Annotated in this window: 11 protein-coding genes; all 11 read left to right on the forward strand. The window is 60.2% G+C overall.

What is annotated here, in order from left to right; all coding sequences use genetic code 11:
* Positions 1–128: 128 nt before the first annotated feature.
* The 11 genes from aroQ to AAEO81_RS27460 all read left to right on the forward strand — a co-directional run bounded on the left by aroQ (position 129) and on the right by AAEO81_RS27460 (position 13,449).
* Entirely contained in the window at positions 129–581 is a 453-nt protein-coding gene (aroQ, locus tag AAEO81_RS27410; RefSeq protein ID WP_074751988.1) for a type II 3-dehydroquinate dehydratase, read from the forward strand.
* An 80-nt stretch (positions 582–661) separates the two neighbouring features.
* Positions 662–1,117: an acetyl-CoA carboxylase biotin carboxyl carrier protein gene (accB, locus tag AAEO81_RS27415; RefSeq protein ID WP_166595933.1), complete on the forward strand. Its 456-nt coding sequence runs from the start codon at positions 662–664 to the stop codon at positions 1,115–1,117.
* 17 nt (positions 1,118–1,134) lie between these two features.
* The gene (accC, locus tag AAEO81_RS27420) at positions 1,135–2,499 is read left to right on the forward strand and encodes an acetyl-CoA carboxylase biotin carboxylase subunit (RefSeq protein ID WP_166595934.1); all 1,365 of its coding nucleotides are present in this window, start codon (positions 1,135–1,137) and stop codon (positions 2,497–2,499) included.
* Between the two features lie 279 nt (positions 2,500–2,778).
* Entirely contained in the window at positions 2,779–3,657 is an 879-nt protein-coding gene (gene prmA, locus AAEO81_RS27425; protein ID WP_341960194.1) for a 50S ribosomal protein L11 methyltransferase, read from the forward strand.
* Between the two features lie 49 nt (positions 3,658–3,706).
* On the forward strand, positions 3,707–5,086 hold the full coding sequence (locus AAEO81_RS27430; protein WP_341960195.1) for a DUF3426 domain-containing protein: 1,380 nt from the start codon (positions 3,707–3,709) through the stop codon (positions 5,084–5,086).
* Between the two features lie 292 nt (positions 5,087–5,378).
* Positions 5,379–6,392: a tRNA dihydrouridine synthase DusB gene (dusB, locus tag AAEO81_RS27435; protein WP_341960197.1), complete on the forward strand. Its 1,014-nt coding sequence runs from the start codon at positions 5,379–5,381 to the stop codon at positions 6,390–6,392.
* On the forward strand, positions 6,389–6,709 hold the full coding sequence (gene fis, locus AAEO81_RS27440) for a DNA-binding transcriptional regulator Fis (protein WP_007907419.1): 321 nt from the start codon (positions 6,389–6,391) through the stop codon (positions 6,707–6,709). The genes dusB and fis overlap by 4 nt, the downstream gene beginning before the upstream one ends.
* 79 nt (positions 6,710–6,788) lie before the next feature.
* Complete coding sequence (purH, locus tag AAEO81_RS27445) at positions 6,789–8,396, forward strand: bifunctional phosphoribosylaminoimidazolecarboxamide formyltransferase/IMP cyclohydrolase (protein WP_341960207.1); 1,608 nt, start codon at positions 6,789–6,791, stop codon at positions 8,394–8,396.
* A 204-nt stretch (positions 8,397–8,600) separates the two neighbouring features.
* Positions 8,601–9,896, forward strand: coding sequence for a phosphoribosylamine--glycine ligase (gene purD / locus AAEO81_RS27450; protein WP_341960208.1), 1,296 nt, complete (start codon positions 8,601–8,603; stop codon positions 9,894–9,896).
* A 94-nt stretch (positions 9,897–9,990) separates the two neighbouring features.
* Entirely contained in the window at positions 9,991–12,786 is a 2,796-nt protein-coding gene (locus AAEO81_RS27455; RefSeq protein ID WP_341960209.1) for a response regulator, read from the forward strand.
* A gap of 66 nt (positions 12,787–12,852) precedes the next feature.
* Positions 12,853–13,449 (forward strand): MarC family protein, encoded by a 597-nt coding sequence (locus AAEO81_RS27460; RefSeq protein WP_166595941.1) that lies wholly within the window; start codon positions 12,853–12,855, stop codon positions 13,447–13,449.
* Positions 13,450–13,451 lie beyond the last annotated feature (2 nt).

Consider the following 13,451-nt stretch of genomic DNA (forward strand, 5'->3'; position numbering starts at 1 on the left):
CGTGCTGAACATTGTCGATATCTGGGTCGGTAACTGGACAGTCCAATACGCTTTCCGGCATAGTCGCTCCGCATCAATGGCTCGCACCTGCGGTGAGCGTCGAAAAAGCACCCAACAAGGAACACACGATGGCGACCTTTCTGGTTCTTCACGGACCTAACCTGAACTTGCTGGGCACCCGTGAACCGGGTATCTACGGCTCGATCACGTTGGCCGACATCAACCAGGATCTGGAAAAGCGCGCGCGCGAAGCCGGCCACCATCTGATGTACCTGCAAAGCAATGCCGAGTATGAATTGATCGACCGCATTCACGCTGCCCGCGATGAAGGCGTGGATTTCATTCTGATCAATCCGGCTGCTTTCACTCACACAAGTGTCGCAATACGTGACGCATTGCTGGGAGTGAGCATCCCATTCATCGAAGTGCACCTCTCGAACGTGCACAAACGCGAACCTTTCCGCCATCACTCCTACTTTTCAGATGTTGCTGTAGGTGTGATCTGCGGCCTTGGCGCCAGCGGATACCGACTGGCCCTGGAGGCCGCCCTGGAACAACTGGCCACCCGTTCGAAAGCATGACCGGCGCAGTTTCGCACTGAGCCCCATGACCTGAACCGGCCACCAAATACCCCTGACCGACCCTTGGGAGTTGATGATTAATGGATATCCGTAAAGTCAAGAAACTGATCGAATTGCTGGAAGAGTCCGGCATCGACGAATTGGAAATCCGTGAAGGCGAAGAGTCCGTACGAATCAGCCGTCACAGCAAGACTCCAGCACAGCAGTACTACGCGCCAGCCCCGGTTGCCGCGCCTGCCGCAGCACCTGCACCTGTTGCCGCTCCGGCCGCAGCAGAAGCGCCATCGGCACCCAAACTGAACGGCACCGTTGCCCGTTCGCCAATGGTCGGTACCTTCTACCGCAAAGCTTCGCCAACCTCGCCAGCCTTCGCTGAAGTCGGCCAGACCGTGAAGAAAGGCGACACCCTGTGCATCGTCGAAGCGATGAAAATGATGAACCACATCGAAGCCGAAACCAGCGGCGTGATCGAGTCCATCCTCGTCGAAGACGGCCAGCCGGTTGAGTACGACCAGCCGCTGTTCACCATCGTTTGAACCGCGGAGTGCCTTTGATGACGAATCCTGCGAAGTTGGAAAAAGTGCTGATCGCCAACCGCGGTGAAATCGCTCTGCGGATTCTGCGGGCTTGCAAAGAGCTGGACATCAAGACCGTCGCCGTTTACTCCAAGGCCGACAAGGAACTGATGCATCTGGGTCTGGCCGACGAATCCGTCTGCATCGGTCCGGCATCGGCCTCTCAGTCTTACCTGCACATCCCGGCGATCATCGCGGCAGCCGAAGTGACTGGCGCCACGGCCATCCACCCAGGTTATGGCTTTCTGGCGGAAAACGCCGATTTCGCCGAGCAGGTCGAGAAATCCGGTTTTGCCTTCATCGGCCCGAACGCTGACACCATTCGCCTGATGGGCGACAAAGTGTCGGCCAAGGACGCGATGATCCAGGCCGGCGTTCCGACTGTACCGGGTTCCGATGGCCCGCTGCCCGAAGACGAAGAAGAAGCGCTGCGCATCGGCCGTCAGGTCGGTTACCCGGTGATCATCAAGGCCGCTGGCGGCGGCGGTGGTCGCGGCATGCGCGTCGTGCACAAGGAAGAGGACCTGATTTCCTCGGCCAAACTGACACGTTCGGAAGCGGGTGCCGCCTTCGGCAACCCGATGGTGTACCTGGAGAAGTTCCTGACCAACCCGCGTCACGTGGAGGTTCAGGTGCTGTCCGACGGTCAAGGCCAGGCGATCCACCTGGGCGACCGCGACTGCTCGCTGCAACGCCGTCACCAGAAGGTGCTTGAAGAAGCGCCGGCCCCTGGCATCGACGAGAAAGCCCGCGCCGAAGTGCTGGCCCGCTGCGTCAAGGCGTGCATCGACATCGGTTATCGCGGTGCCGGTACGTTCGAATTCCTGTACGAAAACGGTGCGTTCTATTTCATCGAAATGAACACCCGCGTGCAGGTCGAGCACCCGGTTTCGGAAATGGTCACTGGCATCGACATCGTCAAGGAGATGCTGAGCATCGCCGCTGGCAACAAATTGTCGTACACCCAGGACGACGTGAAAATTCACGGTCACGCCCTTGAGTGCCGGATCAACGCCGAAGACCCGAAAACCTTCATGCCGAGCCCTGGCACGGTCAAGCATTTCCACGCCCCGGGCGGCAACGGCGTTCGCGTCGATTCGCACCTGTACAGTGGTTATGCCGTTCCGCCGAACTACGACTCACTGATCGGCAAGCTGATCACCTGGGGCGCGACCCGCGAAGAAGCCATGGCTCGCATGCGCAACGCTCTGGACGAGATCGTGGTCGACGGGATCAAGACCAACATCCCGCTGCACCGTGATCTGACCCGCGATGAAGGTTTCTGCAAAGGCGGCGTCAACATCCACTACCTGGAACACAAACTGGCCGCCGAGAAACACTGACCGGTCAGATTGTGCGACAGAACGACAAAGCCGCTTTCGAGCGGCTTTGTTGTTTCTCCCGGATCAAACGCTGCAAATTCTGTAGGAGTGAGCTTGCTCGCGATCGCTATCGGCCTGTAAACGCTATAGGGACTGACCGGACGCGATCGCGAGCAAGCTCACTCCTACAGAGACATGGACAAGTCTGCTCTTTGTTGTTTCCTCCCGAACCCCGTAAACTTGCCGGTCTTTCGCGGCGCTGAGTCGCTCTGTCAATTTTCAATTCGAAGGTAATCCGCCATGCCTTGGCTGCAAGTCCGTCTCGCCATCAGCCCAGAACAAGCCGAAACCTACGAAGACGCGCTTCTTGAAGTCGGTGCCGTGTCCGTGACGTTCATGGACGCTGAAGATCAGCCCATCTTCGAACCTGAACTGAACACCACGCCGCTGTGGTCCCACACGCATTTGCTCGCACTGTTCGAGGCCGACACCAACGCCGACCAGGTCCTCGCTCACCTGACGCTGCTGACCGGCGCACCGCTGCCTGAACACACCCACGAAGTCATCGAAGACCAGGATTGGGAACGCAGCTGGATGGACAACTTCCAGCCCATGCGTTTCGGGCAGCGCCTGTGGATCGTGCCAAGCTGGCACACCGCGCCTGAGCCGAACGCCGTCAATCTGCTGCTCGATCCGGGTCTGGCGTTCGGCACCGGCACCCACCCGACCACCGCCCTGTGCCTGGAGTGGCTGGATGGCCAGGACCTGACCGACGCCAATGTGCTGGACTTCGGGTGCGGCTCGGGCATCCTTGCCATCGCTGCCCTGCTGTTAGGCGCGAAACATGCAGTGGGTACAGACATCGACGTGCAGGCCCTGGAAGCCTCGCGCGACAACGCCGGTCGCAACCACGTACCGGCGGAGAAATTTCCGTTGTACCTGCCGGAAGACCTGCCAAAAGAGCCAGCCGACGTATTGGTGGCTAATATTCTGGCTGGGCCGTTGGTTTCTCTGGCACCTCAGCTGGCGAGCCTGGTCAAACCCGGTGGCCGACTGGCGTTGTCCGGCATTTTGGCCGAACAAGGCGAAGATGTTGCTGCTGCGTACGCTGACACGTTCGAGCTGGACCCGATCGCCAACCGCGACGGCTGGGTCCGGATCACCGGTCGCCGTCGCTGACAGCCATTGATCACAACCCTTTAGGCGCTCGTTTACCCCGGATACCCGCATGACCGACAGTTTCGTCACCCAGTGCCCTCACTGCCAGACCAGTTTCCGCGTCAGCCACGCTCAACTGAGCGTCGCCCGAGGCATGGTGCGTTGCGGCTCTTGCCTGCAAGTGTTCAATGCCGCGAAACAACTGTTGGAAAAAAGCGCCGAGGCACGGGCCGCCGCTCAAGCCGCAGCCCAGCCCCTGGAATCAGAGCAGCCCGTTCCAGCGCCGGTCGTCGAAGTCCTCGCGCCTCAGTCCGTGGCCGTCGCTCAGCCTGCACCTTTGCCGGTGCCGTCCGAACGTCGTTCAGTGGACCTGGACAGCCTTGACCTCGATGACCTGGATGTCGAACTTGCCCGGTTGGAACAACGGGAAATCCAGCTGCCGGAATCTTTCGGTCACGCGCGCGGCCATCGCGATCACGACGAAGTGGAATCCTTCAGCGCCCGTCGCGATGAGCCTGAGGTCGCCAGCGAGGCGTGGGATCAGGGCCTGAGCCACGACGACGTGAGCCAGTTACCGGAACTGCGCGCCGAGGTCATCGAAGAAACTGAGGTTCACCACGAACCGGATTCGCTGATCGAACCCCTCGACCGCGACGAAATCGGGCACGATGACCACCGCACCGAGCCGTCCTTCTCTTCGGCTCCCGCCGATCTGGACGACGAGCCGCACGCCGAAAACCGCATACACGCCGAAGCAGAACCCGAGGAGCATTCGTCATCCGAACGTTTCTCGGCACTGGACGGTGACGACGCCCATGATCGTCGCCATCCGAATGAGCTCGACGACGAAGACGACCTTCCCCCGACGAAAGGGAAGCGCGGGCGCAACGAACCCGGTTTACGGGATCCGGCACTGCTCGACCTCACCGATGACCCGCTGCAACTCGCCTGGCAAAAACCCAAGCCACGCTGGGGACGCCGCGTGCTTTGGCTGCTGTTGGCATTGATTGCCTTACTGGGGCTGGCAGGGCAGTACGTCTGGTATCACTTTGATGAACTGGCGCGTCAAGACCAGTACCGCTCCTGGTTTCAGGACATCTGCCCGCAAGTCGGCTGCAAATTGCCGTCGAAGGTCGACATCAAGCTCCTGAAAAGCAGCAATCTCGTCGTGCGCAGTCATCCCGAATTTCAGGGCGCACTGGTGGTCGACGCGATCATCTACAACCGTGCCTCGTTCTCCCAACCGTTCCCACTCCTGGAATTGCGCTTCGCCGATACCAGTGGTCAGCTGATTGCCAGTCGTCGGTTCAAGCCGGGCGAATACCTGAGCGGCGAACTCGCCGGAAAGGACGAAATGCCGCCGCAGACGCCTATTCACATCGCCTTGGACATTCTCGATCCGGGACCCAAGGCCGTGAATTACAGTTTGAGTTTTCGCTCGCCGGAGTAAACTCACCTTCCTGACAGGCCACGCGCACCGCGCTATCCAGCGCGTGCTGTAGCACTGAAATGCGGCACGCCCTCATCAGAAAGCTGACGACGGTTTTATGACAATGCGAACCAATACCTAACCGTTCGCGATAAGAAAGCAACTGTTCAGATTTTATCCAATTCAGCCTTTATCCAGTCATCGAGAGCGGGTATCATGCCCACCCTTTTTCATACTCTGGGTCCCGTCTGAATGGTTGCGAAAGCACTTTTCGGACCAGGCTTCGTGATACGGCCCCACAACAGGTCACCCTATGTCGGCGGTACGCATCGGCCCCTATACATTGCAGAACGGCTTGATCCTCGCCCCCATGGCGGGCGTCACCGACCAGCCCTTCCGACAGCTCTGTCGCCAACTCGGCGCAGGCCTGGTGGTCTCGGAAATGGTCACCAGTGACATGAGCCTGTGGAACAGCCGCAAGTCGCGGTTGCGCATGATTCATGAAGGTGATCCCGAGCCGCGCTCGGTACAGATCGCCGGTGGAGATCCGCAGATGCTTGCGGATGCGGCACGCGCCAACGTCGAACTTGGCGCACAGATCATCGACATCAACATGGGTTGTCCGGCCAAGAAAGTCTGTAACAAGGCTGCCGGTTCCGCGCTGTTGAAAGATGAGCAGTTGGTGACCGAAATCCTGCATGCGGTGGTCGCGGCAGTCGAGGTACCGGTCACCCTGAAGATTCGCACCGGCTGGGACCGGGAGAACAAGAACGGTCTGACCGTCGCCAAAATCGCCGAGCAAGCGGGCATTCAGGCGCTCGCGGTGCACGGCAGAACCCGGGCGGACCTTTACACCGGCGAAGCCGAATACGACACGATTGCCGCGATAAAACAGGCGGTGTCGATCCCGGTGTTTGCCAATGGCGACATCGTTTCACCGGAGAAAGCACGGCACGTCCTGGACGCGACCGGTGCCGACGGGTTGTTGATTGGCCGGGCCGCCCAAGGGCGCCCATGGATTTTTCGCGAGATAGAACACTACCTGCGCACCGGGGAAAAACTCCCCGCCCTGGCGCTGGGAGAAGTGGAACGCATTCTGCTAGAGCATCTGGCCGCGCTTCACGCGTTCTATGGCGACGTGATGGGCGTGCGGATCGCCCGGAAACACGTCGGCTGGTACCTCGCAACCTTGCCGGGCGCCAAGGAGTTTCGCGCCCTTTTCAATCGTTTGGAAGATACGGAAGCACAGTGCGCCAACGTTCGGGATTTTTTTGCCGAACGCATAAAAAGCCCGCAGTCAGGGACCGAACAAGAGGTGGCCGCATGACGATGATGACAGAGACTTTAGTGAGTGGAACAACACCCGTGAGCGACAACGTCAATTTGAAACAGCACCTCAACACGCCGAGCGAAGAGGGTCAGACCCTGCGCGGAAGCGTCGAAAAGGCGCTGCACAATTATTTCGCTCACCTGGAAGGTGCTGCCGTCACTGATGTCTACAACCTGGTGCTCTCGGAAGTCGAGGCACCGTTGCTTGAGTGCGTGATGAATTACGTCAAGGGCAACCAGACCAAGGCCTCCGAACTGCTCGGTCTGAACCGTGGCACGCTGCGCAAGAAACTCAAGCAGTACGACTTGCTGTAAGCCTCCAAAACAGAAAAACGACCCACGTTGATGCGGTCGTTTTTTTTGCTGAATTCTTTTGCTTTTGATGGAAGTTGAGATGACCGACCAGACGACCCGCCTGCCGATCCGCCGCGCCTTGATCAGCGTTTCCGACAAGACCGGTATCCTTGAGTTCGCCCGTGAACTCGAAGCCCTTGGCGTCGAGATTCTGTCCACCGGCGGTACGTTCAAGCTGCTCAAGGACAACGGCGTCGCAGCGGTAGAAGTCGCGGATTACACCGGCTTCGCAGAAATGATGGACGGCCGGGTCAAGACCCTGCACCCGAAAATCCACGGCGGCATCCTGGGCCGTCGCGGCACCGACGATGCGATCATGGCCGAACACGGCATCAAGCCGATCGACCTGGTGGCCGTGAACCTGTACCCCTTCGAGGCCACGGTTTCCAAGCCTGGCTGCGACCTGCCGACCGCCATCGAGAACATCGACATCGGCGGCCCGACCATGGTCCGTTCGGCCGCGAAAAACCACAAAGACGTGACCATCGTGGTCAACGCCAGCGACTACGGCCAAGTGCTGGAAAGCCTCAAGGCCGGTGGCCTGACCTACGCCCAGCGCTTCGACCTGATGCTCAAGGCGTTCGAACACACCGCAGCCTACGACGGCATGATCGCCAACTACCTGGGCAGCGTCGATCAGAGCGCCGAAACGCTTTCGACTGAAGGCCGCAGCCAATTCCCGCGCACCTTCAACACGCAGTTCATCAAGGCGCAGGAAATGCGCTACGGCGAGAACCCGCACCAGAGCGCGGCGTTCTACGTGGAAGCCAAGCCTGCCGAAGTGGGCATCGCCACCGCGACCCAACTGCAGGGCAAAGAACTGTCCTACAACAACGTGGCCGACACCGACGCCGCGCTGGAATGTGTGAAGAGCTTCGTCAAACCGGCCTGCGTCATCGTCAAGCACGCCAACCCGTGTGGCGTTGCTGTCAGCCCGGACGCCGAAGGCGGCATTCGCCAGGCGTACGAACTGGCCTACGCCACCGACAGCGAATCCGCTTTTGGCGGCATTATCGCGTTCAACCGTGAGCTGGATGCTGAGACCGCCAAAGCGATCGTCGAGCGTCAGTTCGTCGAGGTAATCATTGCCCCGAGCGTCAGTGCCGAAGCCCAGGCCATCGTCGCCAGCAAAGCCAACGTACGCCTGCTGACCAGCGGCCAGTGGGATGCGGAACGTGCACCGGCGTGGGACTACAAACGCGTCAACGGAGGCCTGCTGGTGCAGAGCCGTGACATCGGCATGATCAGCGCCGACGACCTGAAAGTCGTGACCAAACGCGCACCGACCGAGCAGGAAATCCACGACCTGATCTTCGCCTGGAAAGTCGCCAAGTACGTCAAATCCAACGCCATCGTCTACGCCAAGAACCGTCAGACCATCGGTGTCGGCGCCGGCCAGATGAGCCGCGTGAACTCTGCCCGTATTGCTGCCATCAAGGCTGAACACGCTGGCCTGCAGGTCGCCGGTTCGGTGATGGCATCGGACGCGTTCTTCCCGTTCCGCGACGGTCTGGACAACGCCGCCAAGGTCGGTATCACTGCGGTGATCCAGCCGGGTGGCTCGATGCGTGATGCAGAAGTCATTGCTGCTGCCGATGAAGCAGGTATCGCGATGGTGTTCACCGGCATGCGCCACTTTAGGCATTGATACGACGTCAGCTGCGTTAATACACGCGGCTGCCGGATTGCACGCCATCTCCTGTAGGAGTGAGCTTGCTCGCGATGCGATGTTCCTGACGCTGGAATCACGTCGGCTGTACCGTCCAATCGCGAGCAAGCTCACTCCTACAGGATCTGCGAACCGCAGATACCAGGCGACACCCACAGCATTAGCGTCATCGAGGTTTTTAAAATGAACGTACTCATCATCGGCAGCGGTGGCCGTGAACACGCGCTGGCCTGGAAGGTCGCGCAGGACCCTCGCGTGCAGAAGGTCTTCGTCGCGCCGGGTAACGCCGGGACCGCCATCGAAGCCAAGTGCGAGAACGTTGCCATCGACGTGCTGGCCCTGGAACAACTGGCCGATTTCGCCGAGAAGAACGTTTCGCTGACCATCGTCGGCCCTGAAGTCCCGCTGGTCGCCGGTGTCGTGGACCTGTTCCGCTCCCGTGGCCTGGACTGTTTCGGTCCGACCAAAGGTGCCGCCCAACTGGAAGGCTCCAAGGCCTTCACCAAGGATTTTCTGGCACGCCATAAAATCCCGACGGCCGATTACCAGAACTTCACCGAGATCGAGCCTGCGCTGACGTACCTGCGCGAGAAAGGCGCGCCGATCGTGATCAAGGCTGACGGCCTGGCCGCCGGTAAAGGCGTGATCGTCGCGATGACGCTGGAAGAGGCTGAAGAGGCTGTCCGAGACATGCTCGCGGGCAATGCCTTCGGTGATGCCGGTTCCCGCGTCGTGATCGAAGAATTCCTGGACGGCGAAGAAGCGAGCTTCATCGTCATGGTTGACGGCAAGAACGTGTTGCCGATGGCCACCAGCCAGGACCACAAACGCGTCGGCGACGGCGACAGCGGCCCGAACACCGGTGGCATGGGTGCGTACTCCCCTGCTCCCGTCGTGACCGCTGACGTGCATCAGCGCGTGATGGATCAGGTCATATGGCCGACCGTCCGAGGCATGGCGGACGAAGGTAACGTTTACACCGGCTTCCTCTATGCTGGTCTCATGATCGACAAGGCAGGCAATCCGAAGGTCATCGAATTCAACTGCCGCTTCGGCGACCCGGAAACCCAACCGGTGATGCTGCGTCTGCAATCGAGCCTGGTCTTGCTGGTCGAGGCCGCTTTGGCGCAAGCTCTGGACAAAGTGGAAGCTCAGTGGGACCCACGTCCGAGTCTGGGCATCGTACTGGCCGCAGGCGGATACCCTGGCGATTACGCCAAGGGCGCCGCGATCAACGGCCTGGACGCTGCTGCGACATTGCCGGGCAAAGTGTTCCACGCGGGCACTGCGTTGAAAGACGGTCAGGTCGTGACCTCCGGTGGCCGCGTCCTGTGTGCCACTGCACTGGGCGACACCGTTGGCGACGCGCAAAAGCAGGCGTATGAACTGGCTGCAAAGATTGACTGGGAAGGCTGTTTCTACCGCAAGGACATTGGCTACCGCGCCATTGCCCGGGAACGCGGCGAACACCTGGAGTAAGCCCGAGGCCGGACAGTCGCCTGAAACCAGGCGACTGTCCGATCATTCTGGGCCGCACCAGGGTAACTGGCTTCATTCACGAAGGGATTTCGCCGTGCGCTGGCTCAGGATTGCCGCTTGTTCGATCATCGCGATGATGACCCTCCTCTGTGTGCCCACGGCTTCGGCCGAGGTCAGCGCAGGATGGTCAACGCTTGTCGACGATCAGGCGAATCTCCAACTCAGCGACATTCGCTCTCCCCATTACGACACCCAATTCAGCCCCGTTGAACTCGACCAGGTTCGCGCCATCAGCCGTGAAGCTGCGTTGTGGCTGCACTATCGCCTCCCCCCGACCGATCACGAGCAACTCGTGCGCATCTTCGCGCCCGATCTGGCCACCGTTGACATGTACGTCATCGACGGCGAAGCCCTGATCGATCACTCGCGCTCCGGAAACAAAGTCCCACGGGCGGCACAACCGTTGCCCTCTATCGACTTTCTGCTCCCCGTGCCGCAAAGCGACAGGCCGCTGGACCTTTATCTGCGCCTGAAATCCGAGCAAGAGCTGCGCCCGAACATTTCGCTGGAATCCGCCGTAGCCAGCGCGGCCGACGAGCGCCGTCCACTGTTGCTCGGGCTGTTCTTCGGTTCGCTGATCATGCTGATCGTGCAGAACATCACCCGCTACGCTCAATCGCGCTCGGTGAGCAGCCTGTGGCTGGCGGCGTGCGAAGGTTTTCTGGGGCTCAGCGCGCTGTTGCTGCTGAACCTGCAAGCGTCGTGGCTGCCCCATTGGCACCTCGCACAAACCCCGAGCGCTCACCTCGCCTTGCTGATGGCGGCTGCCACGGGACTGATGTACGCCTACTGTTTCTTCATTCAGCGAGGCGCTGAAACACTCAATCGCCTGCTGATGAGCGTACTGCTGATCGTCGGCTTCGGTGGTCTCCTGGTGCTGTTCGTCGATACCCTGCCGCTGAACATCATGACGTTCTTGCTGGTAGCGCTGACCACGCTGACCATCACGCTGGTGTCGATCTATCACCTGCAAAAAGGCTACCGACCGGCACGACCGTTCGTGATCGCGATGATCGTGTTCAACCTCGGCAATCTGGTCGTTCTGCCTGCGATGCTGTGGCTCACGACCATCGCTGCGCAGACCCTGATCATCGCCGTCCTGGGCATGTTCTGCCTGTGCGGCCTGCTGATGAGCATTGCCCTGAGCGAGCGCCATCGCAGCATCACCGAAGACAACTTCAGCATCAGCCGGGAACTTGCGGCCAGCACGGCCGAAATCAACGCCAAGGCTGAATTCCTGGCGAAGATCAGCCATGAAATCCGCACGCCCATGAACGGCGTGCTGGGCATGACCGAGCTGCTGCTGGGCACCCCGCTGTCCGTCAAACAGCGCGATTACGTGCAGACCATTCACAGCGCGGGCAATGAGCTGCTGACGCTGATCAACGAGATTCTCGACATCACCAAACTGGAATCCGGGCAGATCGAGTTGGACGATGTGCAATTCGACCTCAACGCCATGATCGAGGACTGCCTGAGTATTTTTCGGGCGAAAGCCGAACAGCAAAGCGTCGAGCTGATCAGCTTCATTCAGCCGCAGGTTCCCCGCGTGATCAGCGGCGACCCGACCCGCTTGCGCCAAACCCTGCTGAGCCTGCTGGAAAACGCCCTCAAGAAAACTGACGAGGGCGAAATTCTGTTGGTCGTCGCGCTCGACTCTCGGGGCGGCAAACCGCGGCTGCGCATCGCCGTTCAGGACAGCGGCACGCCGCTGACCGCCAAGGAACGCGACGCCCTGCTCCACGCGGAACTGCACAGCAAGAATTTCCTCGCGGCCAGCAAAGTCGGCGGCCATTTGGGGTTGGTGATTGCCCGCCAGCTGATCTTGTTGATGAACGGGGAATTCGGCATTCAGAGCGGCAGCAACCAAGGCAGCACGTTGTGGCTGAGCCTGCCGCTGGACCCGGAACGTCTGGAGCAACCACCGGCTGACCTCGACAGCCCGCTCAAAGGTGCGCGAGTGCTGGTGGTGGACGACAACGACACCTGCCGCAAAGTGCTGGTGCAACAGTGCAGCGCCTGGGGGCTAAACGTCAGCGCCGTACCGTCTGGCAAAGAGGCATTGGCCTTGCTGCGCACCAAGGCCCACCTGCGTGATTACTTCGACATCGTGCTGCTGGACCAGAACATGCCTGGCATGACCGGCATGCAGCTGGCCGCCAAGATCAAAGAAGACCCGAGCCTCAACCACGACATCCTGTTGATCATGCTGACCGGCATCAGCAACGCTCCGAGTAAAGTCATTGCACGCAACGCGGGGGTCAAGCGCATCCTCGCCAAGCCCGTCGCGGGTTACACGCTCAAGACCACGCTGGCGGACGAATTGAATCAACGCAACAAGGGCCAGGCGCCTTACCCTCCTTCCCCAGCCGTCCTCGGCGAAGTGGACGTGCCCAGCGACTTCCGGATTCTGGTGGCCGAAGACAACAGCATTTCCACGAAGGTGATTCGTGGCATGCTCGGCAAGCTTAACCTGCAACCGGATACGGCCAGCAACGGCGAAGAAGCCCTGCAAGCCATGAAAGCCCAGCGCTACGACCTGGTGCTGATGGATTGCGAAATGCCGATCCTCGACGGTTTCTCTGCCACCCAGCAGTTGCGCGCCTGGGAGCTGGGTAACCAGCGGCTCCGCACCCCCGTGGTGGCATTGACCGCGCACATTCTGACCGAGCACAAAGACCGCGCCCGCCAGTCCGGCATGGACGGCCACATGTCCAAACCGGTAGAGCTCTCGCAGCTGCGGGAACTGGTGGAACACTGGGTCGAGCAAAGGGCGCGCCGTCAGAGTGGCGACGACACTGACGATCAAGACCGCTATCAGCAAAACTGACCCGCCTCCTCGCTCAACGCCTGATAGACTTCCTCCCGTCCGAGTCTGCCGCCACGAGCTCAAACCATGCTTCATGTGCTGTTCAGCGTTTATCTGAAGATGCTGGTGCTTTACAGCCCGTTCTTCGTCCTGTCGTGCTTTATCAGTCTGAGCCGCGGTTATTCGCGTAAAGAGCGTCGCTATCTGGCGTGGAAAATTGCCTTTGCTACGTTGGTGTCCAGCGTGTTGCTGTACCTGTTCGGTCGGGTGATCTTCGGGGTGTTCGGCATCACCGCCGACGCCTTCCGTATCGGCGCCGGCAGCGTGCTGTTCATTTCGGCGTTGGGCATGGCGCAAGGCAAGTCCGGCGTGCAGACCGACAACGTGCAGCAGGACGTTGCCATCGTCCCCCTGACCATCCCTATCACCGTCGGTCCTGGCACCATCGGCGCATTGCTGGTGATGGGCGTCAGCCAGCCCCACTGGGACGACAAACTCACCGCGATCGTGAGCATTGCGCTGGCGAGCTTCACGGTGGGTGTGGTGCTTTATCTCTCCCACAGCATCGAACGTATTCTGGGTGATCAGGGCCTGCAGATCGTCAGCCGCTTGATGGGGCTGTTCGTTTGCGCGCTGGCGGCTCAGATCATTTTCACGGGCATCAAGGGCTATCTGGTGCCGTGACG

Source organism: Pseudomonas sp. RC10 (assembly GCF_038397775.1).
GTDB classification, from domain to species: domain Bacteria; phylum Pseudomonadota; class Gammaproteobacteria; order Pseudomonadales; family Pseudomonadaceae; genus Aquipseudomonas; species Aquipseudomonas bambusae.

Coding starts and splice junctions, on each gene's coding strand:
- accC (WP_166595934.1), top strand. CDS start 1,135: ATGACGAATCCTGCGAAGTTGGAAAAAGTGCTGATCGCCAACCGCGGT.
- purD (WP_341960208.1), top strand. CDS start 8,601: ATGAACGTACTCATCATCGGCAGCGGTGGCCGTGAACACGCGCTGGCC.
- prmA (WP_341960194.1), top strand. CDS start 2,779: ATGCCTTGGCTGCAAGTCCGTCTCGCCATCAGCCCAGAACAAGCCGAA.
- purH (WP_341960207.1), top strand. CDS start 6,789: ATGACCGACCAGACGACCCGCCTGCCGATCCGCCGCGCCTTGATCAGC.
- AAEO81_RS27430 (WP_341960195.1), top strand. CDS start 3,707: ATGACCGACAGTTTCGTCACCCAGTGCCCTCACTGCCAGACCAGTTTC.
- accB (WP_166595933.1), top strand. CDS start 662: ATGGATATCCGTAAAGTCAAGAAACTGATCGAATTGCTGGAAGAGTCC.
- fis (WP_007907419.1), top strand. CDS start 6,389: ATGACGATGATGACAGAGACTTTAGTGAGTGGAACAACACCCGTGAGC.
- AAEO81_RS27460 (WP_166595941.1), top strand. CDS start 12,853: ATGCTTCATGTGCTGTTCAGCGTTTATCTGAAGATGCTGGTGCTTTAC.
- dusB (WP_341960197.1), top strand. CDS start 5,379: ATGTCGGCGGTACGCATCGGCCCCTATACATTGCAGAACGGCTTGATC.
- aroQ (WP_074751988.1), top strand. CDS start 129: ATGGCGACCTTTCTGGTTCTTCACGGACCTAACCTGAACTTGCTGGGC.